The organism is Mucilaginibacter terrae (assembly GCF_042679325.1).
Lineage (GTDB): Bacteria > Bacteroidota > Bacteroidia > Sphingobacteriales > Sphingobacteriaceae > Mucilaginibacter > Mucilaginibacter terrae.
The window spans coordinates 121,898-148,599 of the sequence record NZ_JBHTMJ010000018.1 but is presented as its reverse complement, the minus strand read 5'-3'; the positions used below and the strand labels follow the sequence as shown (position 1 = coordinate 148,599).

At 42.4% G+C, this 26,702-nt stretch carries 24 protein-coding genes; 7 read left to right on the top strand and 17 right to left on the bottom strand.

The features are described 5' to 3' along the window. Nucleotides 1-39 precede the first annotated feature (39 nt). Nucleotides 40-1,362 carry an APC family permease gene (locus ACFQ3S_RS18195; RefSeq protein ID WP_377167137.1) on the top strand — a complete coding sequence of 441 codons (1,323 nt, stop codon included), beginning with the start codon at nucleotides 40-42 and terminating at the stop codon, nucleotides 1,360-1,362. Between the two features lie 117 nt (nucleotides 1,363-1,479). Beyond that, nucleotides 1,480-2,796, top strand: a complete 1,317-nt coding sequence (locus tag ACFQ3S_RS18190) for a sensor histidine kinase (RefSeq protein ID WP_377167135.1) — start codon at nucleotides 1,480-1,482, stop codon at nucleotides 2,794-2,796. Between the two features lie 55 nt (nucleotides 2,797-2,851). Here the strand turns inward: ACFQ3S_RS18190 and ACFQ3S_RS18185 are convergent, their stop codons facing one another. Next, entirely contained in the window at nucleotides 2,852-3,496 is a 645-nt protein-coding gene (locus ACFQ3S_RS18185; RefSeq protein WP_377167133.1) for a PAS domain-containing protein, read from the bottom strand. After that, entirely contained in the window at nucleotides 3,456-4,307 is an 852-nt protein-coding gene (locus ACFQ3S_RS18180) for an alpha/beta fold hydrolase (RefSeq protein ID WP_377167131.1), read from the bottom strand. The genes ACFQ3S_RS18185 and ACFQ3S_RS18180 overlap by 41 nt, the downstream gene beginning before the upstream one ends. Nucleotides 4,308-4,563: 256 nt before the next feature. On the opposite strand from ACFQ3S_RS18180, the gene ACFQ3S_RS18175 reads away from it, so the two are divergent. Then, on the top strand, nucleotides 4,564-4,797 hold the full coding sequence (locus ACFQ3S_RS18175) for a molybdenum ABC transporter permease (protein WP_377167129.1): 234 nt from the start codon (nucleotides 4,564-4,566) through the stop codon (nucleotides 4,795-4,797). Between the two features lie 300 nt (nucleotides 4,798-5,097). Then, a complete protein-coding gene (locus ACFQ3S_RS18170) occupies nucleotides 5,098-6,195 on the top strand; it encodes a PD-(D/E)XK nuclease family protein (RefSeq protein WP_377167127.1) in 1,098 nt (365 codons plus the stop codon). A gap of 149 nt (nucleotides 6,196-6,344) precedes the next feature. On the opposite strand, the gene odhB is transcribed toward ACFQ3S_RS18170, so the two are convergent. The 5 genes from odhB to ACFQ3S_RS18145 all read right to left on the bottom strand — a co-directional run bounded on the left by odhB (nucleotide 6,345) and on the right by ACFQ3S_RS18145 (nucleotide 14,910). After that, nucleotides 6,345-7,940, bottom strand: a complete 1,596-nt coding sequence (odhB, locus tag ACFQ3S_RS18165) for a 2-oxoglutarate dehydrogenase complex dihydrolipoyllysine-residue succinyltransferase (protein ID WP_377167125.1) — start codon at nucleotides 7,938-7,940, stop codon at nucleotides 6,345-6,347. Nucleotides 7,941-8,042: 102 nt separating this feature from the next. Continuing rightward, on the bottom strand, nucleotides 8,043-10,856 hold the full coding sequence (locus ACFQ3S_RS18160) for a 2-oxoglutarate dehydrogenase E1 component (protein ID WP_377167123.1): 2,814 nt from the start codon (nucleotides 10,854-10,856) through the stop codon (nucleotides 8,043-8,045). Nucleotides 10,857-11,370: 514 nt separating this feature from the next. Then, nucleotides 11,371-12,243 carry a YitT family protein gene (locus ACFQ3S_RS18155; RefSeq protein WP_377167121.1) on the bottom strand — a complete coding sequence of 291 codons (873 nt, stop codon included), beginning with the start codon at nucleotides 12,241-12,243 and terminating at the stop codon, nucleotides 11,371-11,373. A 116-nt stretch (nucleotides 12,244-12,359) separates the two neighbouring features. Continuing rightward, nucleotides 12,360-13,016 (bottom strand): DUF4136 domain-containing protein, encoded by a 657-nt coding sequence (locus tag ACFQ3S_RS18150; RefSeq protein WP_377167119.1) that lies wholly within the window; start codon nucleotides 13,014-13,016, stop codon nucleotides 12,360-12,362. A gap of 244 nt (nucleotides 13,017-13,260) precedes the next feature. Continuing rightward, on the bottom strand, nucleotides 13,261-14,910 hold the full coding sequence (locus tag ACFQ3S_RS18145) for an NAD+ synthase (protein WP_377167117.1): 1,650 nt from the start codon (nucleotides 14,908-14,910) through the stop codon (nucleotides 13,261-13,263). A 66-nt stretch (nucleotides 14,911-14,976) separates the two neighbouring features. Here ACFQ3S_RS18145 and gldB point away from each other — a divergent pair, with 66 nt between their 5' ends. Beyond that, the gene (gene gldB / locus ACFQ3S_RS18140) at nucleotides 14,977-16,020 is read left to right on the top strand and encodes a gliding motility lipoprotein GldB (RefSeq protein ID WP_377167115.1); all 1,044 of its coding nucleotides are present in this window, start codon (nucleotides 14,977-14,979) and stop codon (nucleotides 16,018-16,020) included. Nucleotides 16,021-16,040: 20 nt separating this feature from the next. After that, nucleotides 16,041-16,472, top strand: coding sequence for a hypothetical protein (locus ACFQ3S_RS18135; RefSeq protein WP_377167113.1), 432 nt, complete (start codon nucleotides 16,041-16,043; stop codon nucleotides 16,470-16,472). A gap of 58 nt (nucleotides 16,473-16,530) precedes the next feature. Here ACFQ3S_RS18135 and ACFQ3S_RS18130 read toward each other — a convergent pair whose 3' ends face one another. From ACFQ3S_RS18130 to ACFQ3S_RS18085, 10 genes are all read right to left on the bottom strand, one after another. Continuing rightward, nucleotides 16,531-16,734 (bottom strand): hypothetical protein, encoded by a 204-nt coding sequence (locus ACFQ3S_RS18130; protein ID WP_377167111.1) that lies wholly within the window; start codon nucleotides 16,732-16,734, stop codon nucleotides 16,531-16,533. 71 nt (nucleotides 16,735-16,805) lie between these two features. Then, nucleotides 16,806-17,678, bottom strand: coding sequence for a DUF4349 domain-containing protein (locus ACFQ3S_RS18125; protein WP_377167109.1), 873 nt, complete (start codon nucleotides 17,676-17,678; stop codon nucleotides 16,806-16,808). Nucleotides 17,679-17,937: 259 nt separating this feature from the next. Then, a complete protein-coding gene (gene atpG / locus ACFQ3S_RS18120; RefSeq protein ID WP_377167107.1) occupies nucleotides 17,938-18,825 on the bottom strand; it encodes an ATP synthase F1 subunit gamma in 888 nt (295 codons plus the stop codon). 120 nt (nucleotides 18,826-18,945) lie between these two features. After that, on the bottom strand, nucleotides 18,946-20,520 hold the full coding sequence (gene atpA / locus ACFQ3S_RS18115; protein ID WP_377167105.1) for a F0F1 ATP synthase subunit alpha: 1,575 nt from the start codon (nucleotides 20,518-20,520) through the stop codon (nucleotides 18,946-18,948). 35 nt (nucleotides 20,521-20,555) lie between these two features. Beyond that, nucleotides 20,556-21,104 carry an ATP synthase F1 subunit delta gene (atpH, locus tag ACFQ3S_RS18110; protein WP_377167103.1) on the bottom strand — a complete coding sequence of 183 codons (549 nt, stop codon included), beginning with the start codon at nucleotides 21,102-21,104 and terminating at the stop codon, nucleotides 20,556-20,558. A gap of 87 nt (nucleotides 21,105-21,191) precedes the next feature. Continuing rightward, on the bottom strand, nucleotides 21,192-21,701 hold the full coding sequence (atpF, locus tag ACFQ3S_RS18105) for a F0F1 ATP synthase subunit B (RefSeq protein WP_377167101.1): 510 nt from the start codon (nucleotides 21,699-21,701) through the stop codon (nucleotides 21,192-21,194). A 149-nt stretch (nucleotides 21,702-21,850) separates the two neighbouring features. After that, the gene (gene atpE / locus ACFQ3S_RS18100; RefSeq protein ID WP_157540113.1) at nucleotides 21,851-22,057 is read right to left on the bottom strand and encodes an ATP synthase F0 subunit C; all 207 of its coding nucleotides are present in this window, start codon (nucleotides 22,055-22,057) and stop codon (nucleotides 21,851-21,853) included. 51 nt (nucleotides 22,058-22,108) lie between these two features. Next, nucleotides 22,109-23,218, bottom strand: a complete 1,110-nt coding sequence (atpB, locus tag ACFQ3S_RS18095; RefSeq protein ID WP_377167098.1) for a F0F1 ATP synthase subunit A — start codon at nucleotides 23,216-23,218, stop codon at nucleotides 22,109-22,111. Between the two features lie 14 nt (nucleotides 23,219-23,232). After that, nucleotides 23,233-23,613, bottom strand: coding sequence for a hypothetical protein (locus tag ACFQ3S_RS18090; RefSeq protein WP_377167096.1), 381 nt, complete (start codon nucleotides 23,611-23,613; stop codon nucleotides 23,233-23,235). Next, nucleotides 23,610-23,807: an AtpZ/AtpI family protein gene (locus ACFQ3S_RS18085; RefSeq protein WP_377167094.1), complete on the bottom strand. Its 198-nt coding sequence runs from the start codon at nucleotides 23,805-23,807 to the stop codon at nucleotides 23,610-23,612. The genes ACFQ3S_RS18090 and ACFQ3S_RS18085 overlap by 4 nt, the downstream gene beginning before the upstream one ends. A 107-nt stretch (nucleotides 23,808-23,914) precedes the next feature. On the opposite strand from ACFQ3S_RS18085, the gene porW reads away from it, so the two are divergent. Beyond that, nucleotides 23,915-26,701, top strand: a complete 2,787-nt coding sequence (gene porW / locus ACFQ3S_RS18080; protein ID WP_377167092.1) for a type IX secretion system periplasmic lipoprotein PorW/SprE — start codon at nucleotides 23,915-23,917, stop codon at nucleotides 26,699-26,701. Nucleotide 26,702 lies beyond the last annotated feature (1 nt).

Sequence of the window (26,702 nt, the reverse complement as noted above, 5' to 3'; positions counted from 1 at the left end):
GTATAATATTAATTCAAAAATCAAACAGCTCACTAATAAATGAGTATTAAACCTAAACTAAGCCGTTTCGATCTGACGATGATCGTGATCAGCCTCATCATTGGTACCGGGATATTTAAATCGCCGGGTGAGGTTGCCATACGCACCGGCAGCACACAGCTGTTTTTTGCGGCTTGGGTGGTAGGCGGCTTAGTTACCCTTTGCGGCGCCCTCACCTTTGCCGAAATTGGTGCACGTTACCCTAATACGGGCGGCTTTTATAAATTGTTTTCGTACTGTTATCACCCGGCTTTTGCATTCATGATAAATTGGGTGGCCATAATTGCTACCACGGCATCGGTAGCGGCAGTAGCCTTAATTGGTGCCGAATATTTGAACCCTATATTGCTGCCGCAAAACCTGCAAAATAATACTGGTACCAAAATCACTACTATTGCCATGGTGCTTATCGTGTACTTTATTAATTTTTTAGGTATTAAAATGAGTGCAAGGGTACAAAACCTGCTTACTATTTTTAAGGTAGGGATGATTACACTTTTATGCCTGGCAATATTTAAAAGTGATAGCGGAAGCGTAATTACCCGGGCCATTATACCAACAGGAAACCCCATAGCCCAATTTGGGTTAAGTTTGGTGGCTGTTTTTTTTACTTATACCGGCTACCAGCAAACTATTAACTTTGGTGGCGATGTTATTGATGCCAAACGTAACATACCTAAAGGTATTATTATTGGCATAGCTGTAGTAATAGCTGTTTATATGGCGGTTAACTTTGCTTACTACTATGTACTGGGCATGGGCGGACTACAGCAAAACACCGGATTAGCCGCCAAAATGGCTTCGGTAGTATTTGGCGAAGTGGGTTCAAAAGTAACCTCGGTTTTAATGTTCGTATCGGTACTGGCCTATGTAAACGTTAACATTATGTCGGTACCGCGCATGTACTACGCTATGGCCGAGGATGGTATGCTGCCCGTTATATTTAAATGGGTGAACCCGCGTACCCAGGCCCAGGAGTTTGGCATGAGCTTTTTTGTTGCCACGGTACTCGCCATCTTGTTCTTTGTAGGTTCGTTTGGCGAGGTGTTGAATTACGCTATGTTTTTTGAATGTATTGGCTTAAGCACCGCCGCCATTGCCATATTTATTTTGCGCAAACGAACCAGCCATTTAAATGGTACCGGCATATATACCATTAAATGGTACCCGTTGGTACCACTGGTTTTTATAGCGGTTTATTGGTTTGTTACCATTAGTATATTTATAGATAAGCCCAAAGCCACACTGGTTTGTTTAAGTGCTTTTGCAGTAGGTTTACTAATTTATTATACAGCAAAATTCGGTAAAGTCGGAAAAGAATAATTAGCCTTGCCTTTTTCTTTTCATCGCCCGTAATAATATCAAATGAGCCTGTATAATTCGTGATTAAACTATATTTTTATATTCTAATTAGTTTAAAAATTGATACCTCCCCAATCATTGATTCGTACGTGGTATAAATTAACCGGCCATGTAACCGAATTTCCTTTAACTACCCGCATATTTCATTCTATTTGTATAATTGTTATGCTGGCACTGGCATATAATGTGCCTTTAAATTATTTTGTTGGTTTAGGTTACATTGCCTTGTTAAGTGGTTGCAGCTTAGTAGTTATAGTATTGGTTTATTACCTGTCGCGCTTCAAAAAACAAACTCCTTTGGCATTATGGCTTTTTATGTTTACGGGTAACCTGCTGTTCACTATCAATTTCTTTCTTAATTCGGGCATTAACGGGCCTAACGACCTTTTTTTTATTGTTACTATGGTTGTTATGGTAACTGTTATACCGGTGAAGCAGTATTGGCCGCTTATTGCTATAAACCTGTTACTGGTTACGGGTTTGCATGCTTTACAATATTACATCCCTTCACTGGTTCCCTATTCATACGATAGTTCGGCATACCGTTTTTTGGATATAACATCGGCCTATTGGGTGGTAATGGTAATTGTTTTGTTAAACTTTTATTTTATCAGGCACAATTACGAAACTGAACGACGCTCGGCTGAACAAAAGACTGCTTTAATGAAGGTGTTGAATGAGGAGAAAAACAAACTGCTCTCTATTATATCGCACGATTTACGTGCGCCGCTGAGCAATGTTCAAAATTACCTTGAGCTACTTACCATAGTGGAAATAAGCCAGGAAGAATCTATTGATATTAAGCGAAAACTATTGGATTCTACCCGTTATACGCTCGATATGGTGAACAATATACTCTCATGGTCGCAAAGCCAGATGAGTGGTTTAAAATTCAGGATTACTCCGTTACTTGCGCATAATGTTTTGATGCCCCAGCTCCTGTTGTTTACCAACATTGCTGGTAATAAACAAATTAAAGTAGAAATTTATATTGACCATGACATTGTTATAGCTGCTAACGAAGGTATGCTGCAGGTAATTGTACGTAATTTGATCAACAATGCCATCAAATTTACCTCGCCAGGAGGGCGCATTATTGTAAGTGCCCGTACCCAAGATGGCTTGTGTACTTTTATGGTCCGCGATAGCGGTAACGGTAAACCAGCCGGGTTAACGGCAAACATATTTTATTTGAATAGTAGTACTACCGCCGGCACTCTTAACGAAAAAGGAGTTGGCCTGGGCCTGGTGCTTTGCAAAGAATTTACCGAGGCATTACAAGGACGCATTTGGTTTGAATGCGACCCGGCAAGCGGTACAACATTTTTTGTAGAATTACCACTGGAAGCCGGTACAGAAAACGTGGATGAAAATACAGCGATCTTTAATATTTAAAGGCTGTATATTCCTTGTAAACCAAAAAATTAAATTATAGTGAGCTCATTTTTGTTTATACGCCGTTTAACTTATCGGCTAATTTGATCACTTCTTCATCGAGCTTTGTGGCACTAACGCGAAGCAGCTTGATCATACTGCTCACCTCATCATTAGCATCCATGTCTTCCAACAAAGTTATTAGTCCTAAAATATTCGCTAATGGTGCCCTTACCAGGTGCGAATGGTCGAAAGCCACTTCTTTTAAAGTCTCTTCTTTTATTTCCTTTTCGGTATCGGCTTGTTGTTTCTTTTTCAGCAGTTCGTTCTCATACTTTTTACGATCGCCAACTTTGAAAATAGTAGCAGAATAAAGCAGTTTCTCTTCACCGTAGTTTTTAAATAGCTTTGCACTAAATAAACACGGAAAATTGCATTTATTAGTAGTTATGTGTAAGCTGATTTCTTTAGCCTCATTGTTCAACCTTAATAAAGGCTGAACAAATAACTGATAATATAATTTACCGCCTTTGGCCAAAAGATCGGTAAAATTTGTTTGTATCACCTCTTCAACATCGGCATTAAGCCAAACCAAAAACGTTTTGTTAATGTGTATAATTCTCCCATCCGCTCCAAAGATGAATAATCCGCAGGGCGCTTGATCGTAATAATCTTCAAAATTATTCGGTGACGATGGTACCAGGAGATTGAAGTTTTGCATCAGTTAATACCTTATCAAAATCCAGGTAGCTATCAATGGCTTCTATTGTTTCACGGGCGGCACTTAAATGCGGACAATGACCTGTGGCGTTTAATATAACTAATGTGTTATTGGCCGTATGCTGCTGTATGTAATGCCCTATATGAAGAGGTGCCAGCATATCTTCTCTGCACTGAAGTGTAAAACTCGGTACGTTAAGTTTATGAAGGTCGGCCCTGCTGTCCGAAAAAAATGTGACACGTGCAAACTCTCTGGCAATGTCGGGGTCGTTAGCACAAAAACTAACCGTGAGTTCTTCGCCTAATTCGGGCATATCTGCATTACCCATTATTAATGGTGCCATAGAACTCGACCAACCCAGGTAATTACTTTCCATCATCACAAACAGCGCTTCCAGATCGTCTTTATTCAGGCCACCAACATAATCATCCTCATTAATGTAATAAGGCGATGGGGCAACAAATATGAGTTTGCTAAAATATTCGGGCTTATTTATTGCCGCACGTACGCCTATCATACTACTCACCGAGTGCCCTACAAAGATCACATTGCGCAGGTTTAAGGCTTCAATTATATCTAAAACATCTGCCGCGTATCCTTCTAAAGAGCTATAGCGGGAAGAGTCATAAGCAGACAAGTCAGACTGGCCCGAACCCACAAAATCAAACACCACCAAAGTGTATTTTTCCTGATAAGCTTTAATTAAATGCCGCCATACGTGTTGGTCGCATCCAAAGCCATGTGCCAGCAACATAACCTGGTCGCCATCGCCAAACATCCGCACATTATTCCTTTTTAAAATATCCATCATCTCTAAGTAGAAATAAATTTAGTGCTTATACGTCATCTAAAATAGTAAAGTTTGTTTGTAAAAACAGTTTATTCATACAAAATAAAACCAACCAGGCCGGGCTGCTTTGGGTGTGTTGCGCGGGTGATAATACCGATTATAGACTAACAGATCAGGAACCGTATTTGACTACAACTGGAAAGTATTATAATGAATGGTGCCAACCCAAGTTAAACAATAGATAATTAGAGCTGTTGTAAGATCAAATTAACAAGATATGACTTTAGTTTGGGCAATACTATTTTTAGTTGGTGGATTTGTGCTACGATTTCAAATTAATAAAAGGCAGTTTAACAGGCGAAATGCTGCGGGCGTTGAAGAATTTAAATCGTACGGGAATGCATACGGCATTCAAATTATGGAAAAAATAGGCCGTTGGGTTGGGCTCTTTCTTATTATTACAGGTATTTTCTTTGCCGTATCTTTCTTTTTTGACGGCTCACATAAGTAGCTTATATCATAGCTTTGAGGTCGTTGTTATTACCGCACCATTATTAGGTTGTTAGATCAAGAAAGCTGAAAACATGACACTGCTTATGGGCGTTTCCCTACGGGCCGGGTCATCCGCTCATACGCCTGCAGGCCTTACGGCACGGGCCGGTATCCGCTACTACCCCTAACGCAAAACGTCTAAACCGGAATTTGAGGAATTAATAGAATTGGCAGAATTGATTGTGTTTTGTTTAGTGGTGCGGTGATAAAACCGACCACAAGCTAAAAAGCTTAAAACATTTTATATATTTATAAAATCATGCCTATTGAAACTTCTGACATCGACATTATTCTTAATGAGTTTCTTAAACTACCTAAAAGAATTAAGCAGCCTACTTATCTTGAGCTTTGTAAATACCCGTATAATCGCTTTGAAGAGATTTGCAGCAGATTACTATGTTTTTATTTGGATCCAAGTAAAGAACATAATTTAAAGGATTTAGTGATTAAATCTTTAATAACGGTTATTGATGTTAATATAACTCTAAATTTTAATGATATAAATATTTACAGTGAGGATAATGCAGAAGGTAAACGAATTGACATACTTATACATTCAAATGAGTTTGTTATAGGTATTGAAAATAAGATAACCGCCACTTTATATAATCCATTAGAAAAATACAGAAATCGTATTGCATTATATAACAAGCGTAACGCCTACTGTATAGTTCTATCGCTTCGAAAAGTCATTAATAAAGAAGAACTAAATTATATGCAGTTACACGGGTTCAAAAATGTAACCTATTCTAAATTATTTGAAGCAATTAAACAAAACATACCAAGTTACACATCAAATGCTAATCCAATTTACATAACATATTTACAAGACTTCATGGACACACTTAATAACCTAACTGGCCAGCAACCAAATAATGAAGAATTAGCAAATTATTTTTTTGACAATTCATCCAAAATTGATGAGTTGATAAAATATTACGATCAATATAATAACAGAGTAAGTAATGTTCAAAATGAAAATATTGCTCAAATCAAAGAACAACTAAACTTAATAACGGAGGCGAAATGGTGGGCATGGGAAAAATATTTACTTGGATGTAGTAAAAGCAATAATTTAAATCAAAAACTTGGTATTGAGGCTCAATATGAAGCAACAAAATTAGATTCATTAGGATTATTTCATATATCATTTGTAACATGGTCCTTAAGTGATTGGAATGTATTTGAGGCTGAATTATTACAAGAGTTTCCGAATGGAAAAATCAACAAATCCAAGACCAAATGTTCCATAGAAATTGATACTGTTCCTAATAATGATATAACTCTTATTCTTAATAAGTTAAAAGGATATTATCAGTTGTTGTTAGAGATTATACATTCGGTACCGACCCTGTAATGATTGAATGTATCTTAGGTCCGATAATATAGTTTGTACAATGATTATGAGTGTTAAGGTTATAATAACTGACCCCAAATTATTTAACGTAATTACCCCACAAAAAAAGCCCGGCAAAACCGGGCTTCCTTATTTTCAATAACTTATAATTAAACGCCTAACAACAACCTTGCAGGGTCTTCCAGCAGTTGTTTAACACGTACCAGGAAGCTTACCGATTCGCGGCCGTCTACAATACGGTGATCGTACGACAGGGCCAGGTACATCATCGGGCGAATTACCACTTGTCCGTTAACGGCAACCGGGCGCTCAATAATGTTGTGCATACCCAATATGGCCGATTGCGGCGCATTAATGATTGGCGTGCTCAGCATCGAACCGAAGATACCACCATTGGTAATAGTGAAAGTACCACCGGTCATGTCTTCAATGGTCAGTTTATTTTCGCGGGCTTTACCGGCCAGCATTACCACAGCTTTCTCAATTTCGGCAAGGCTCATAGCATCGGCATTGCGGATGATAGGAACCACCAAACCTTTAGGGGCCGATACGGCGATAGAGATGTCGGCGAAATCGCTATACACCACTTCTTCGCCATCTATACGGGCACCAACGGCAGGCCACTCAGAAAGGGCCATGCAAACCGCCTTGGTAAAAAACGACATGAAGCCTAAGCCTACACTGTATTTCTCTTTAAATTTATCTTTGTACTTGCTGCGCAGTTCCATAATAGGCTGCATATCTACCTCGTTAAAGGTTGTCAGCATAGCGGTTTCATTTTTAACAGCCACCAAACGCTTAGCTACGGTTTTACGCAGGTTCGACATTTTTTCGCGACGCTCGTTGCGGGCGCCGGCAGCTGTCGGTTGCGGGGTTTGGGGTGCGGCAGCGGGTTTTGAAGCAGGTGCCGCAGCAGCTGGTTTCTGAGCTCCTAAAGCATCCTCTTTAGTAATACGGCCACCAACACCGGTACCACTTACACTTTGCGGACTCATCCCTTTTTCGGCCAGTATTTTACCGGCTGCAGGTGATGGCGTACCAGCGGCGTAAGAAGAGCCTGAAGTCTGAGATCCGGAGTTCGGAGTTGAAGACTGAGCTGACTCCTGACTTGGGGCTGACGACTGAGAACTTGCAGCAGCAGCTCCGCCACCCGTAATGGAACATACCACAGCACCAATGGCCAGGGTATCGCCTTCGGCGGCAACAGTTTTCAAGGTACCTGCGCTTTCGGCAGTTAATTCGAAAGTTGCTTTATCCGATTCCAGTTCGGCAATGGCTTCGTCCATTTCAACGGTATCGCCGTCTTTTTTGATCCAGCGCGATAAGGTTACTTCCGTAATAGACTCACCCACCGGTGGAACTTTAATTTCAATAGTTTTGGCTTCGGTTGCAGCAGGTGCGCTCTCGACAGCCGGAGCTTCCGGTTTAGCAGCACGTTGGCCGGGCGCGCTTTCGTCGGCAGCGGCGGCAGTGCTTTTATCAACAGCAGGAGCAGCGGCAGGTGCGCTACCGGCAGCTTCAATAGTAGCTACTACACCGCCAATAGGTAAAGTATCACCTTCGGCGGCAACAGTTTTTAAAGTTCCGGCACTTTCGGCGGTTAGCTCAAAAGTAGCTTTGTCCGATTCCAGTTCGGCAATAATTTCATCCATTTCAACCGCGTCGCCGTCTTGTTTGATCCAACGCGACAGGGTTACCTCTGTAATAGATTCGCCAACCGGCGGAACTTTGATCTCTAAACTCATGTTTTTGTTATGTGTTATTTTGTGAGTAAAGAATAGTGAGTAGTGAGTGGTAAAGAAGTTGTTTTACAACCACTCACCATTCACTACTCACCACTCACTAATTTAGTCTGCATTAGTTTCAGCCATTTTTTTGGCTGTGTTTTTTACCTTTTCTTTTTGGTTTTCGCTTACCGGGGCTTCAAAAGCCTTAGAAATAATGTACAGTTGCTGCGAAGCATGTTGCTTGGCATAACCGGTAGCCGTGCTGGCACCTTCCTTGCGCGAAATTACATCTAACTGTAACTCACTCTTGCGGAACTTACGTAACATGTAAGGCCATGCACCCATGTTTTCGGGCTCTTCCTGTACCCAAATAAATTCTTTGGCATTGGTGTATTTGGCTTTAATGGCTTCCATTTCCAGTACCGGGGTTGGGTATAGTTGTTCTACACGTACCAGGGCCACATCGCTGCGCTTATCGGCTTGTTGTTTTTCCAGTAATTCGTAATAGATCTTACCGCTGCAAAACAGTACGCGGGTAACTTTCTTTATATCTGTAGTAAAGCTATCGTCTATCAGCTCTTCAAACTGGCCTCTGGTAAAGTCTTCCAGTTTTGATACGCAAGCCGGGTGGCGCAGTAAGCTTTTCGGCGAAAAAATAACCAATGGCTTACGGAAATCGCGGTGTAACTGGCGGCGTAATATGTGGAAGAAGTTAGCAGGGGTAGTACAGTTAGCCACCTGTATATTATTATCGGCACATGATTCTAAAAAGCGCTCTATACGGGCCGATGAATGCTCGGGACCCTGGCCTTCGTAACCGTGAGGCAATAACATCACCAAACCGTTACCACGCTGCCATTTAGTTTCGGCGCTTACCAGGTACTGGTCAACAATAATTTGCGCACCGTTCACAAAATCTCCAAACTGGGCTTCCCAAATAGTAAGGGCATTGGGGTTGGCCAAAGCGTAGCCATAATCAAATCCTAAAACGCCGTATTCCGATAGTAAAGAGTTATAAACATTAAACTTAGCTTCGGTGCCTAAAGTAGTTAAAGGAGTGTATTCTTCATCCGTATCGGGCAGGGTAACTACGGCATGCCGGTGCGAAAATGTTCCGCGTTTTACGTCTTCGCCGCTTAACCTTACCGGGTGACCTTCTTTTAATAAGGTACCATAAGCCAGCAACTCACCCATAGCCCAATCAAAGGTTTTGGTTTCGTTTACCATTCTGCGGCGGTCGTCAAACAGTTTTTCGATCTTTTTAAAGAAGCCTTTATCCGACGGCAGGTCGGTCAGCTTTTTACCGATCTCTAAAAGTTCCGCTTCGTTCACCGAAGTATCGGTGTTAGCATAAACCTCTGCTTTGGTGGGCAGGTGCAAACCTTGCCACGAACCCGCGAACATGGCATTACCGGTTTCTACACGGGCCTGGGCCTTAGTTTCGTCCAATTGCTTTTGCAGTTCATCACGGAACATTTTTTCCATCGCCTTGGCATCTTCGGCAGTAATGCTGCCTTCGGCCAATAACTTCTGGTAATAAATTTCGCGCGGATTAGGGTGGGCTTCAATAGCCTTGTACAAGGTAGGCTGTGTAAATTTAGGCTCGTCGCTTTCGTTATGACCAAAGCGGCGGTAGCACAAAATATCGATAAACACATCCTCGTTAAACTCTTGGCGATATTCCATAGCCAGGTTTATCACATATACCAATGCTTCGGCATCATCACCATTTACGTGAAATACCGGCGAAAGCACGGTTTTAGCAATATCGGTACAATAGGTACTCGAACGCGCATCTTTATAGTTAGTGGTAAACCCAATTTGGTTATTAATAACCAGGTGAACAGTTCCACCGGTTTTATAACCATCCAGTTTTTCCATTTGCAGCACCTCGTAAATAATACCCTGGCCGGCTACCGAAGCATCACCATGGATCAGTATAGGTGCAATTTTATCGTGGTCGCCGTTGTACTTGCCATCAATTTTGGCACGGGTTATCCCTTCCACCACCGGACCAACAGTTTCCAGGTGCGATGGGTTTGGGCAAAGGCTTAAGTGTACTTTGTTACCGTTAGAGGTGGCAATATCGTTTGAAAAGCCCAGGTGATATTTAACATCACCACCAAAAGACGATTCCATGTCGTAGTTTTTACCCTCGAACTCTGAAAAGATCTCGCGGTATGGTTTGCCCATGATGTTGGCCAACACATTCAAACGGCCACGGTGAGCCATACCAATGGTAAACTCTTCGATGCCTAATTGCGAACCTTTTTCAATAACCGAATCCAGCGCCGGTATTAATGCCTCGGCACCTTCTAACGAAAAACGCTTTTGGCCCAAAAACTTGGTACCCAAAAAGCTTTCGAAACCTACGGCCTCGTTAAGTTTATTTAAAATACGTTTCTTTTCTTCTTTAGTGAACGACGGCTGGTTGCGTTTGCTTTCCATCCTATCTTCAAACCACTTGGTTTTAATAGGATTACGGATGTATTTATACTCGGCACCAATGCTCTCGCAATAGGTTTCTTCCAGCAACTGGCGTATATCGCGCAGTTTGGCCTGACCTAAGCCTACTTCAACACCGGCGTTAAACACGGTGTCCATATCGGCTTCGCTTAAACCAAAAGTTTCTAACTCTTTACCCGGGTGGTACTTGCGGCGTTCGCGTACGGGATTTGTTTTGGTAAACAGGTGACCGCGTGTACGGTATCCGTTTATCATATTCAGCACGTTTATTTCCTTTAAAACATGCTCGGGTGCACCTGAAGTTGCCGCCGTAGCAGCGGTTTTAGGTGCAGATCCTTGTCCGAAATCGAAGCCTTCAAAAAACTTTTGCCAGCCGTAATCTACCGATTCGGGGTCCTGTTTGTAAGCCTCGTACAAAGAATCTATATAGGCAGCGTTTCCGCTATTAACATAAGTAAGACGATCCATCTGAATACCAATCTGTAAAACGGTACAAAACTAAGAATATAAGCTGTAAGTTTTACGGTTTAATTTGCTTTAGATTGGGTAAATTTTATATTTGTTGCCCTAATAAGACGTGTATAGTGAACACTTAGTATTAGAAAACTTTTAATTGATATGAGGTTTGGGCGTTTCCCTCCGGGCCGGGCTATCCGCTCATACGCCTGCAGGCCTTACGGCACGGGCCGGTATCCGCTATTATACCTAACGCAATATTTGAACCGGAATTGGAGAAATTGATAGAATGGTTCGGTAATAACAAATACTATATCCTTTAAAAACAGTTTTAATGTTTTTACTATAAAATATAGATCCAACTCGTATTCGGTGTTAGGAGAATGACCAACAATTAATTTAAGTAAGTACTCTTAGAATCGCATAAAGCAATTATATTACATACCTGTCCAGACCCCCTTACTCTCGGATTTGAGTTTTCGGTTAGCTGTTATCACCTCACCAATATATTCAGCCGGTCCATACATCAATGGCTCCCCGCCCTCCGCTTCAAAACCCCACCTGCCGCTTCTTTTATACTGCTGGTAAACACAAATGCCTTTTCGTCAATTTCATGTATCTTATTACGCAGGCGCCTTACTTCCATGCGGGTAACTACGGTGTAAATAATATCAACCGGATGGCTTACGTCGAAGCTATCTTTTAAAAAGCCCCGCTCGCCTTTGTAAACGGTAATGCCCCGGCCCAAATCCATCACCAGCACTTGTTTAATGATATCGCTCTGGCCCGATATAATGGTAACACCCGTATATTCTTCCAAGCCCTCAATTACAAAGCTAATGGTGCGTGAGGCTGCGTAATAGGTTAATATAGAGTATAGGGCTATAACCAACCCCATGTGTATGGCGGCTATTAAAAACAATACGATATTAAATACAAAAATAATCTCGCTGATGCTCAAGCTCAGGTACCTGCCCGTGTATAAAGCCAGTATCTCGCTGCCATCTAACACACCGCCACCACGCATGGCCAACCCCACCCCTACGCCTAAAAATACGCCGCCAAACACGGCTACCAGCAACTTATCCGACGTAATTTGAGGAAACGGAATTAATAACATACATGCGCCCAGGCAAACAATAGACAGCATAGTTTTAATAGCGAATGTGCGGTTCATTTGGTATGCCCCCATAATAACGAACGGTATATTGATCAGCACAATGAGGTAAGCACTATCTACATGGTATATTTCGTGCAGCAGCAGGGAAATACCGGTAACACCGCCATCTAAAAAATGATTGGGTACCAAAAAGCTTTTAAGCGCAAAGGCGGAGATCAAAATACCCGATAAGGTGTACACAATATCGGTTATCCAGTGTGTAAGGTGTTGGGTTTTCATGTGTGAGCTTATAAAAGTTTGCTAAATATAAACCTTTGCACCAAAACCCGCCCATTTAAAGTAAACACAAAAGGCCCGCTTTTCAGCAGGCCCTTATTACAGTGTATGCGATAGCATTACGATTTTACCGGCAGTTGCTTAAAAATATCTTCTACAATTTTAGGTAATTGGCTTAATACTTTTTGCGGATCGCGGCTTAATTCGCCGCTGCCGTAGCCTATCCAAACCGGTTCGTTGGTGCGGGCATCAATCAGTTCAATAGATAGCACACCTTCTTTAAAGTGTTCTTGCGAAGGGTAGCCGCCATATCCGCCGCCCCAACCGCCATACATAAACGGACTAAAACGGTATCCCCAGCCCCAACCCCAGCCTGGTCCCCAACCGCCACCAAAATAGGGCGAGTAATAGGTATTGCGGGTACCACGGCCTACCAGGGTAGAGTACCTTACCAGCAGATCGGCACGGCCTTCCTGCAGGGTTAAGCCTTTAGCCTTGAGGCTGCTTACTGTAGCATCCTTAATTTTTTGCATAGCCTCGGGGTTGTTATAGTACCGGTTGTTGTTCACGTAATTCAACCGGGCGCCCAGGTCCTTTTTATCGTTCAGCACACTATCGGGCTTACGCATTTTAAGGTAAGGGGCAAAAGCAAATGATTTGTATTGAGTTACGCTGATATCATCCTGACCGGCAGTATAATAATGATAACCAGTGGAGCAGGCCGAAAACGCGGTGACCATCACCAGCATCAGCCCTATATGAAGTAGTTTTTTCATGGATGTATAATTTGAATAGTATTATTTAGACAACGTAGTAACCAAAGGTTTAATACATTATTGTAATTTATTTACTCCTTTTGGTGTTAGTTAATAAAGTGTTAAAGTATAAGTATCAATGAATAAGAAATGTTCTGTTGATAGTGCAGATTAACTGTAATAGAGCGGCGATTTTACATGCTATGGCAATTATATGATGTTGTTAAGCCCTCCCTCCCGGTGAGGGTTTGGGAGGGGTTCCTTTTTACGACAAATATTTACCTACAATAGGCATCCGCCTGCCCATACCAAAAGCTTTAGGCGATACCCGTAATATAGGCGGCGTTTGATAACGTTTATGTTCGGCGGTGTTTACCAGTTTAAGCACGCGGCGCACAGTGGCTTCGTCGTATCCCGAAGCTATAATTTCGGCTGATGATTTGCGATGCTCCACGTATTCCATGAGGATAGTATCCAGCGTATCATAATCGGGTAACGAATCGCTATCCTTTTGATCGGGGCGCAACTCGGCTGATGGCGGCTTGGTGATCGAATTTTGCGGAATGATCTCGCGTTCGCGGTTAATGTAATTAGCCAACTGGTACACCTGTGTTTTATACACATCTCCTAATACCGAAATACCGCCGCACATATCGCCGTACAAGGTGCCATAGCCTACGGCAGCCTCGCTTTTGTTGGATGTGTTAAGCAAGATGTAGCCAAACTTATTACACATAGCCATAAGCACCACGGCACGAGTGCGGGCCTGCAAGTTTTCTTCAGCAATGTTAAAGGGTAACCCTTCAAACTGCGGATGCAGGGCCGTTTCAAAGGCATCGGTTATGGATTTGATTTCTACCGTTTCGCTCATGCAGCCCAGGTTGTTCACCAGGCCTTCGGCATCAGTTATAGAATGCCCGGTTGAATATTTGGAAGGCAGGAGTACACACATTACATTTTGAGCACCCAAAGCTTCGGCAGCCAGCGCGCATACCACAGCAGAATCGATACCACCCGACAAACCTAAAATAGCTTGCTTAAAGCCCGACTTGTAAAAGTAATCACGAATACCCAGGATCAACCCGCGGTAGATCTGCTCAATATTGCTTTGGCGTTCGGGCATCAGCGTTACCGGCTGCTGCGGGGTTATGGTAGCATCATCTTTTAATACGTAGTAGGTGAGCACCTCTTTAAAGTAAGGCAACTCATCAACCAGTTCACCTTGCTTATCAAATACCAGCGACCCACCATCAAAAATAATTTCGGTTTGGGCGCCTACCTGGTTTACGTAAAACAAGGGCAGGTTGTAACGTTTGGCGTTATCGCTCAATATGGCAATACGCTCCTCATCGTGGTTATAGGCAAAGGGTGAGGCGGCAATGTTGATCATCATATCGGGCTTTTGCTCTATCAGCTTATCCATAGGGCGAATCATATACAGGGGATTTTCAATAGTATTCCACAAATCTTCGCAAATGGTAAGCGCTATACGGTGGCCTTTAAAATTAATACAGGCAAACTCGGTTTCCGGCTCAAAATAACGATACTCGTCAAACACATCGTAATTAGGCAGTAAGGCTTTATTTACCACCTGCTGTACCTTGCCATCGGCAATAAAGTAGGCCGAATTGTGCAGGTCTTTACCATGCGGACCGGTGTTAGGTGTAGGAATACCTATTATACAAGCTACATCCGTACATTCAGCCGCTATTGTTAGTGCCGATTTCTCGCACAGGTCAATAAATTCGCGGAACTCCAAAAAATCGCGGGCAGGATAGCCGCTGATGCAAAGTTCGGCAAAAACCACCAGGTCGGCGCCGTTGCTGCGGGCGGTTTTAAGTGTATCAATTATTTTAGCTGTGTTCGAATCAAAATTACCGATATGGTAATTTAACTGTGCCAGTGCGATATTCATAGTAAAACTTTGTTATGCGTTTGCTGGTATAAATACAAACATAAACCCTTTATTTGTTGAAAGTATATGACCATACTCTACCCTGGCAAATTAAAACATTTTTACGCGCTTTTTTTAGTGGCAGCTCTTTTGGCCTCTTGTAAAAACGATAAAAACAATGTTGATGTAAGCGGCATTAAGCTGGAAGTACACATAGAACGGTTCGATTATGACTTCGACCAGCTGGGCAAAAAGCCTAAACTACAACAGGCTGATCTTTTGCAAAAAAAGTATGGGCTCTTTTATGCCGATTTTGTGCAGCGCATGCTGGAGTTTGGTAGCGTACGCGATACAGCCTATTTTGATAAGCTCAACCAAATGTTTGCCGGTAAACCTTACCAGGACCTGAAGCATGAGGTAGATTCTATATACCCCGATTTGGACAAACAGGAAGAACAACTCACCGATGCTTTCAAACGCATAAAATATTACTTCCCTAAAAAGCAGTTGCCTAAAGTGTATGCTTACTTTTCGGGTTTTCAGGCGCAAACCACGTTGGGTAATGGTTATGTGGGGGTTGGGCTCGATATGTTTTTAGGTAGCAAGTCTAAGTTTTACCCGGCACTGATAGCCACCTTTCCACATTATATATCGCGCCGGTTTACGCCCGATAACATGGTACCGCGTGTAATAGAGGGGATGATACACGAAGACATGTTCCCGGAGAGCAGCGCCGATAAAACCTTTTTATCAAAGATAGTGTACGAAGGTAAAATGATGTACCTGATGGACCAGCTGTTGCCCACCTTGCCCGATAGTATCAAGATAGGCTACACCACCCAGCAAATGGAATGGAGCCGCGCCTTTGAAGCCAACATTTGGGGGTACTTTTTAGAAGAAAATCTGCTATACGAAACAGACTTTCTGAAACAACAGAAATACCTGAACGAGGCGCCCTTTACCCCCGGTTTGGGCGAAAAAAATGAATCGGCACCTAAACTTGGGATCTATACCGGCTGGCAAATTGTACGCAGCTATATGCTTAAACACCCCGATACTACTTTACCAAAATTGCTGGCCATAAAAGATGCGCAGCAAATATTAGATGGCGCGGGGTATCATCCGAAATAAATAACATAGTACTTTAGTTGATGGATTTTTACGATGAATTAAACGAAGCTAACAGCTTACAAGCCTCGAATATAGAAGATATTGGTAGAAACCAACTTATTTTTAATTTGAATATAGGGAGAACTGCTGAAAATTCTGAAGACATTATTATAAATGATATGAACCTTGGCCCCGCCTTCCAAATACATTTCGATAACGGCATCTACGAAGTTCACTTTAAATCGTACATCTGCTTTAATGTTATTAATGAAAGTTTTGATGCATTAGGTGGAGATGAGTTTATAGGAAAAAGAATTAGAATATATTCCAAATCAAATTTTTTAGACTACATCTCAAATGACACTTTTGCCACATTTGATTATCCAGGAGAATTCAAACACTATTCGTTCATAACAGCAAACCATATTATTAACGTGATAACAACAGAAGAGCCAGCTATCAAAAAGCTATAACTCAGCCATAAACAAAAAGAGCTTCCCGAGGAAGCTCTTTTTTTATGCTGTATGATAATTATGCTTTTAAAATTGCAAATACACCTTTAAGGGAAATAAGGATACCGATAACCAGGATGATATTAGATACACTGGTGAAGATAAACCCATGACCAAAAATTTCATCGAGGAAACGGAAAAATACACCTACCATACCCACCACAATGGCTACAGTTAAAATCATGTACACGCTTGTTGAATTTGCTTTTTCCAGTGAACTCATAGTTATTGACAATTATGTTGGTGCAAAAATAAAAATGTTTGGCTAATAATCCCTATCCGGCTGCATAAATTTTAAATACTATTTAAAGCCGTTGGCACTTTGCGTTTATAAAGTTTGAAGAGTAGCCAAATACCCCAACCAGCCAATATAAATACCCATAAATTAGTTAAGGCAATTACTAAAGAAGCAAAAATCTCCCAACCATTTTGAAATGCGATCAGCAGCCGGTTAAGAAAAGGTATTTGATAAACACCCGGATCGTCATTGGCAATAATTTCTTTAATTATGGAATTACTTTGGTATAGGCTCATGTCCACCACACTATACCTTACAGCTTCATCAATGCGGCTGTTATTTATCTTTTGATCTACCGTTTCGTCTTTGATCTGCAGCATGGCATCCGCTTCTTTTAAAGACGGCTTCCATTTCTTTTGCTCGCTGGCAATCTCCAAGCGATTTTCATGCTTCAGTTTAGCCGACAGGTAATCCAGCGTTTTGTCCTCTATATCCATGCGTCTTACGCTTACATGGATGCCCAAATGGCTCACCTCGTTCATAAACTGATCCAAATTATCGGGCGGTACTTTTACCGTAATGTTGGCTGTAGTTTGATAGGCTGAAACTTGCTTTAACGAATCTTTACTTAACCTGATGCTCTGCTCTTGTACAACGGTCGATTTCATGTCATGGTGCATCACAATCCCCTTATAATTTCGGGTTAGTGCAGTTATAGCTTCGCTGCTTTTTTGAACGTCTTTTACCTTAAATTGCATTTCGGCGGTTTTCACTAATTTAACCGCATTACTGTTTACCGAAACACTGTCTGCCGACTGCATACTTACCTCTTCGGTTTTATCCATAGTCTCACTTCCAGTTCTTCCTTTACTACAGGCTCCAAGCAGGCAAAGCGCGGCCAGGAGCACCAATAAGTTACTCATTTTCATAGCATTAAAGTTTAATATGATTTTTATATTGATACCGCGAATAGCAGAAAAGTAACCTATGGTTTTAGATTGTGATAAACTTGTTACCAAAGAAGTGTTCCACCCGCCATTGCAAATAACGAAGCAATCCCTACGTAGAATCGTCGCCCTATTAACTGTCGTACAGCGATTGCTTCGTACCTCGCAATCACGGGTCCATTTTAAACCTAAAAAGCCCCGAGAGTTCGGAGCTTTAGGAAACATATATGTAAGTTTATAATTATCCGTTTGAAAGGGCTGCGGCACCACTAACGATCTCAGTAAGCTCGGTGGTAATAGCTGCCTGGCGGGCCTGGTTGTACGAAAGTTTTAAAGCTTTCAACAAGTCGCCGGCGTTTTCGGTAGCCTTATCCATAGCTGTCATACGTGCGCCATGCTCAGATGCGTTAGAATCTAAAACAGCCCGGTATAACTGGATCTTGATATTTTTAGGGATCAACTGCTCCACAATGGCTTGCTGCGATGGCTCCAAAATATAATCGGTTTGATCTGCGCTAACCTTGCTTTGCTCACCCTCGGCTTTTGGTACCGGCAGCAATTGCTCGCTTACCAATATTTGCATAGCCGCATTACGGAAATGGTTGTACACCAGTTCCACACGGTCGTAATCGCCGTTGATAAAGCCCTGCATAATAGACTCGGTCACTTTCGATACCGTAATGAAGTTCAAATCGGCATAAACCTCGTTGTTATCTCCAATTACATTATAACCACGGCGTATGTAGTATTCCTGAGCCTTACGCCCAATAGCTACTACCGAAACGTTACCGGCCCTTAACTGATCGCTGTATTTTTCGGCGATCAAATTGTTGGCCGTTTTAATAGCGTTGGCATTAAAAGCACCCGCCAAACCACGGTTAGATGATACCACTACCACCAGTACACGTAAGGGCTCACGCTCTTGCAGGAAAGGTGAGGCACTATCCTCTAAACTGGCCGATAAGTTAGCCAGCATATCCTTTAGCTTGGTAGCATAAGGGCGCAACTGTACAATAGCATTTGTAGCCCTCTTCAGCTTAGCTGCCGAAACCATTTTCATGGCCTTGGTAATTTGCTGCGTGGAGTTTACAGATGTAATACGGTTTCTTACTTCTTTTAAATTAGCCATGTTTTAAATGTGCAAATGTGCGGGTATGCAAATGTGCAGATGGACCTATTGTTAATATTTATATCAAATTGATATGCAGATCCTGACATTTGCACATCAGCATATCTGCACATCCTCACATTAGTACTTTCCAGACAGTTCCTTAGCTACTTTCTCCAGTACGCTGGTTAAGCTATCATCAAATTTACCTGCTTTAAGGGCAGCTAACACCTCAGGATGGCGCAATTCCAGTTGGCTGGTGTATTCGCTTTCAAACTCTCTTACTTTGTTTACCGGTACATTACGCATTAAGCCTTTGGTACCTAAGTAAATAATAGCTACTTGTTTTTCAACAGTTACCGGTGAGTACTGACCTTGTTTCAGGATCTCTACGTTACGGGCACCTTTATCTAACACATTTTTAGTAGCCGCATCCAAATCCGAACCGAATTTAGAGAATGCCTCTAACTCGCGGTATTGTGCCTGGTCTAACTTTAAAGTACCGGCTACTTTTTTCATGGATTTAATTTGCGCGTTACCACCCACACGCGATACCGAGATACCTACGTTAATAGCCGGACGTACACCTGCGTTAAACAGGTTCGACTCCAGGAAGATCTGACCATCGGTAATAGAAATTACGTTGGTAGGAATATAAGCCGATACGTCTCCCGCCTGTGTTTCGATGATAGGCAGAGCGGTTAATGAACCACCACCTTTTACTAAATGACGGATAGACTCTGGTAAGTCGTTCATCGCCTGGGCGATCTCATCGTTTGCGTTGATTTTAGCGGCACGCTCTAATAAACGGCTGTGCAGGTAAAATACATCACCCGGATAAGCCTCACGGCCCGGTGGACGACGTAATAATAACGACACCTCGCGGTAAGCAACTGCCTGTTTTGACAGATCATCATAAACGATCAAAGCCGGACGACCGGTATCGCGGAAGTACTCGCCAATAGCGGCACCTGCAAACGGCGCGTAAAACTGCATTGGAGCAGGTTCGGCAGCACTGGCAGCAACCACGATAGAGTAAGGCATAGCGCCGTTCTCTTCCAGTGTACGCACAATGTTAGCTACAGTAGATGATTTTTGACCGCAGGCAACATATATACAAATTACAGGCTCACCTGCATGATAAAATTCTTTTTGATTGATTATAGTATCGATACAAACGGCAGTTTTACCAATTTGACGGTCACCAATTACCAACTCACGCTGACCACGGCCAATAGGAATCATGGCATCGATAGCCTTAATACCAGTTTGTAATGGCTCGGTTACCGGCTGACGGTAGATTACACCTGGTGCTTTACGCTCCAAAGGCATATCATAGGTTTCGCCTGTGATAGGGCCTTTACCATCAATAGGCTGACCAAGTGTGTTAACCACGCGGCCCAGCATACCTTCACCTACTTGTATAGAGGCAATTTTAGTGGTACGTTTAATAGTATCACCTTCTTTTACACCATCCGATTGGCCAAGCAATACCACACCTACGTTATCTTCTTCCAGGTTAAGTACAATACCTTGCAGGCCATTATCAAATTCAACCAACTCGCCCGATTGTACTTTTGTTAAGCCATAAACACGTGCAATACCATCGCCCACCTGTAGCACGGTACCCACTTCTTCTAATTCAGATTCTGACTTAAAGCCCGACAATTGCTGACGCAATATGGCCGATACTTCGTCTGGTCTAACCTCTACCATTTTTAATTTTATTTTGAGTATAAGTGTCTAATAAATTATTGTATCACCTTATGGGCGAATTCTTTCTTTAATTTTTGCAGGCTGGTTGATACCGAAGTATCTATCTGGCGGTCACCAACGGTTAACACAAAGCCACCTATCAACGATGCATCCACCTTTTCCTGCAATATAACTTCACCATTGGTAAGGCTTTTTACCTCGCTAATGATTTCCTGCTTATTGGCATCAGATAACGGCACAGCCGATACTACTTTTGCATTAACAATATTATTTTTTATATTATATTGGTTTATAAACTCCTTACCGGTTGGATACAGAATATCGGCACGGCTTTTACCCACCATTATTTTAAAGAACGCGCTGGTGGATGAATTAACCTTACCGCCAAAAATAGCCTGCAATACTTTTTGTTTTTTATCATGCGAAATAATAGGATTACGCAACACAGCCTGTAACTCGGTACTGGCCTTTAATGTATCAACAAAAAAGATCATATCCTGCTTAATGGCTTCCAAAGCATTTTGTTCCAGCGCCAGGTCTATCAGTGATTTGGCGTAACGGGATGCAACTGTTATTTCAGACATTTTATTGGGTTGTCTGTTGTCTGTTGTCTGTTGCCGGTGCCGAGATAAATTTTTTAACTGACAACTGACAACTGATAACTGGCAACTTTATTTAATTTTTACTTCCTTTAATAAATCGGCTACCAGTTCGTCTTGTGCATGCTGATCGGCAAATTGCTTGCGTAAAATTTTCTCCGCAATCTCAATTGATAAAGTAGCTACCTGGTTTTTAACATCGGCCATAGCAATAGCTTTAAGGCTATTAATTTCGAGACGGGCCTGCTCTATCATGCGGGCACCTTCTACGTTAGCAACGGTTTTTGCTTCGTTAACAATCTGGTCTTTCAGGTGGCGGGCTTCGCGTAAAATCAAATCACGCTCGGCACGTGCTTCTTTCAGTAACTGCTCGTTTTCGTTGGTTAAACGCGCCATTTCTTCTTTGGCGGCTTCTGCTTTTAACAGGGCATCTTCAATTGAGCGTTCACGATCAGCAATGGCGCTCATGATCGGGTTCCAGGCAAACTTAGCAAGCAGGAACAACAGTATTAAAAATGCTACTGCAGCCCATACCACAAAACCTAAGTGATCATTTAATAAACCTTCAAATAATTGTTCCATTTATATTTCTTTGTTAGCTAACCAACACTTCTTTTAACTTTAATAAGCCTCTACAAGTCCTCCCTCCCGGGGAGGATTTAGGTGGGGCTGATAAAAACCTTACCTGCCGCCAACCGCTGCAAGTAAGGTTTTATTTTTTGCCGGGTAAATTATTTACCCAACAGTGCAACTACCACACCGAACAGAGCCACACCTTCAATAAGGGCAGCAGCGATGATCATTGCAGTTTGAATTTTTGAAGAAGCTTCAGGCTGACGGGCAATACCTTCCATGGCTTTGCCACCAACCTGACCGATACCGATGCCTGCACCGATAACTGCTAAACCTGCACCTAATGCAGCAATACTTCCAGTCATGTTTGTTTGAATTTAAAGTTAAATATAGTGTATAATTATTTACTAAGTTGATTAATGATGATGCTCTTCAACCGCAGTACCAATGAACAGAGCGGTAAGCATGGTGAAAATAAAAGCCTGTAAAAAAGCAACCAGCAACTCTAATACATCCATGAACAATACAAAGATGATAGACACCGGGGCTATCCATAAGGTCTTGAAAATAAATATCAATGATATTAAGCTTAGCACGATAATGTGACCTGCCGATATGTTAGCATACAAACGGATCATTAACGCGAATGGCCTCGATATAACACCGATTAGCTCCACCGGGATCATGATGAGGTACAACCAAACCGGTACAGGCGGCATAAAAATGTGTTTCCAGTAGTACTTGTTAGCGCTGAAGTTTACCACAATCAGCACTATAAACGCCATTACAAAAGTAAGCAGGATATTACCGGTTACGTTAGCACCACCCGGAAAGATAGGGATTAAACCCATTAAGTTGTTGATCCATATAAAAAAGAATATGGTTAACAAAATAGGCATGTAGCGCTGGTAGCGGTAACCAATGTTAGGGCGGGCAATTTCATCACGAACAAACAATATTACCGGCTCAATAAGCGATTGCAACCCTTTAGGCGCTTTACCAACTGTTTTTTTGTAAGCAGCAGCTACCGAAAAGAAGATAATGAACAACAACGTACCCGCTATCCACATAGCTAAAACGTTTTTGGTTATCGAAAAATCGTAGATATGACTGGATGCTTCTTTATCAACCTCACCTGCTGCGTTTACAACACGGATCTTGTCTTCAATAAGTTTATAAGTGTAATATTTGGCTTGATAAGCTTCCGTTGCATGATGAAACTTTGCTGCTGAAAAAAATTCTGTTCCTTTATCGGTAAAAATGATGACAGGCAACGGTACTGATGTTTCACCTATTATATGCCAGTAATGCGAATCGGCGATGTGTTCTAAAATAGCAGTGGTTGGATTAAAAGCTTCATGCTCGCCAGCTGCATGCTCTACTTGCCCATGTTCTGCATTTTTAGCCTCTAATGAGCTATTTTCTCCTTGTATAGCGAAAGTTTTACACGTGGTTAGTGTAAAAATAACACCTAAAATTACGCGAAGGAATAATTTTCTTGAGTCTAAAATGTGCCTAAAATCCATTTATTGCGAGATTTTTACTTTTTATTTTGGACGCGCAAGTTACTCAACAAACTATAAATTTCAAAGGCCGTATATGAGAAATATAGATAAAAGTAGTTGAGCACAAAAACAACGTCGTTTACGGTGTATTTATGCAGATATATGAGCGCTAACGACATACACAAAACCAGCTTTAAAGTGGTAGCGCCTAAAAATATTTGTCCGCCGAGGGTGCCGTTTTGCTTTTGTCCCCATATTACACCCAGGCATATTAAAAAAGTTAATGACGAAAAAAACTGAAAAATAAGCCAGAAACCAGGAATGAGCGACTCAGCTTTACTTGCATAGCCCAGCAATGCCGGAGGCAAAGCGATAACAACAGTGGCTATACCGAACGCGATAAAAAAACTTTTCAATCTTTAAGAGATTTTATAACAATGTAAAGGGAGATCAACACACCTGTTAAAGATAGCAGGGCTGTAACCCAGGGCGTGGCATGCGCTGCACGTTTATCAATTTCGTAACCGGCAAAACTAAACACGCCTATAATGGCTATCATCTGGAAAGCGATTCCTGTATATTTTATATAATTGTTTACCGGCTTATTCATTTAGCTATTCACCCATGCATTCGTTATATAGGGTTGTGCAAATTTATGAAACGGGTTGCATAGTATTTAGTAAATTAGCCTGGCTTTTTTACAACTGAATTTTGGTCTTGAAGTACAACTTTAAAATTTTTCATCTTTTACCTTTCATCCTGTTATGGCTGGCCGGCTGTTCGCTCGAAAAAGAGAGCGCCGTTAACCGTGGGTTGCAAAATCTGACAGCTCGTTATAATATCCTGTTTAATGCCAATGAGATCCTGCGCGAAAAGCAGGCTAACTACGCCTCTTCCTTTATAGATGATTACGACCAACTGCTGAACGTTTACCAGGACACGGCATCGCACCTGGCCACGGGCGATAAGGACCTGGACGCCGTAGTACAAAAAGCCAATACCATTATCAGCATTAAGGAACAAAGCAATTACACAGGCGACGCCTACCTCCTGCTGGCTGAAGCCGCCCATTTAAACGCCAACTATTATAATGCTATAGAATACAGTAGCTATGTGATCCGCTCTTATGCCAATAAACCACATTTGGTACAACAGGCACGTGCCTGGCAAATAAGGTCACTGGTTTATTTAAACCAGTTGCGCCAGGCCAAAGCGGTACTGGATACTTCCCTGCAAAACATCGTACCGAAAGATAAGACCGAAACAGGCTATATATATGGTGCCGCTATACAGTATTATATAGAGGCGGGCAAATACCCCGAAGCTATTGCCATGACGGAGAAAGCTATTCCTTTAGCTAAGCAAAGTCAGCAACGTTTACGGTGGACGTTTATATTAGCGCAGCTACAGGAACTTAACCGCCAGCCCAGTGATGCCTACGCCAACTATACCCGCGTGGTAAAAAGCAACGCCCCCTTTGTAATGGCCTTTAATGCCGAACTAAACCGCATCCGTATTGAAGATACCGCCAATGGCCGCCACCTCAGCCGGGCCGATAGGTTAAAGAACCTATTACGAAACGAGAACAACGAAGAATTTACCGACCAGATCTACTACCAGTTAGGGGAGTTGGCTGTTAGCGATAATCAAACGGAGGAGGCTATTAAAAATTATAAGCTTTCCATCAAGAACAGCCTCAAAAATCAAAACCAAAAAGGCCTGAGCTACCTGCGCCTGGCCGATATTAGCTTTAAAACCAAAGGCGATTATACTATGGCCAAGCAGTATTACGATAGTACGCTGCTTAACCTCTCGCCTAATTACCCGGGTTACAACACTATCCAAAAAAAGGCTGATAACCTGCAGTTACTGTCAAACCGGTTGCAGTCTATTGCCCGCGAAGACACCCTGCAAGCTTTAGCCAAACTTCCCGAAGCCCAACGTAACCAGCGGGTACAGGAAATGACCAACCTGCAGGCACAACAGCAAGCCAGTAGTGAAGCCACCGCCATTACTCCTTATACTACTGCTAATAATAACCAATTGGCCAATAACACCGCTACGGTGGATAATTTTTTTACCCAGGACATTAACACGGCTACTACGGCCAGTGGCTTTTACTTTGATAACATAGGTGCCATAAGCCAGGGGTTTTCTGATTTCAAGCGCAAGTGGGGCAACCGACGGCTGGAAGATAACTGGCGCCGCAGTGTACGCAACACCGCCGATATTACCATTAATACGTTAAACACTACGCAAAATGTTGATCCTACCGTGTTGCCGGGCCTTACTCAAAAAAGCACGGCCGATGTAGCATCTACCGGTTACCAACAGCAACTGGTGCAAAGCATCCCGCTTACGCCGGAGTTGATGGCGCAATCGAACCTGCGTATTTATAACGCGTACCTTGACCTGGCCACTTTTTATCGTGATGTGTTGATTGATAAGCCTGAAGCCATTACCATTTATGAACAGTTGATTAAGCGTTTCCCTAAAGATGAAAGCCTGGCAGCTAATTATTATAACCTGTACCGCTTATATGCCGAGGTAAACCAAAGCAAATCCGAGGAGTACAAGAATAGCATCCTCACCCAATTCCCCAACAGTACTTTTGCCAAAGTAATTAACGACCCCGACTATGCCCGCCGTTTAGATGATAAGGATGCCGAACTGAATGCCTTTTACAACCAGATCTATGACTTGTACACCCAACGCCAGTATCCACAGGTAATAACCCGTGCCGATGAACTGCTACAGCAATACCCCGATAGCCGGGTAGCCCCTCAATTGGCTTACCTGCGTGCCATAGCAGCAGGTCACCAGGAAAAAGTTACGCCTTTACGGGCCGAACTGCTGCAAATAACGGTAACCTACCCTAACGATGAATTAATAACGCCATTAGTAAGGCAACATCTCGCCTACATAGATGCCAACCAGGCCGAAATAGCCCTGCGCAGGTTTGCCATTATAGATAGCCACCCTAATGCGGAGTTTGCAGTTACCAGTTCTCAGTCAACAGTTACCGGTTCTCAGTTAACAGTTGTTAGTCCGAAGTCGGTAGTTAAAAAGCCAACTTCCGCTCCTCCTACCCCGATCCCCGCAACTAAAACCCCCGCAACCCCTATCCCGCAACCCGCATCTATCTTCAATAATCGCGATAGTACCAACTACTATTTCGCCATTAATGTAAGCAGCGGCACTACCAATTTGGCTTCGTCGAGGTTTGGTGTAGGGCAGTTTAACCGTACCAGTTACCAGGGTACCACTATAAAACATCAGTTGAAACCAGTTGGTGCCGATAATCAGCTTATATTTGTAGGCCGGTTTACCAGTATGAATGATGCTAAAGAATACGCGCGTAAAATTGTGCCGCTCATGCCGCAGATCATGAAAGTGCCGACTGATAAATACAGCTTTTTTATCATCACTCAGGAAAATCTGGATAAATTAGCCGACCGAAAATTACTGGATAGCTATATAGAATACTATCAAAAAAACTTTTAAA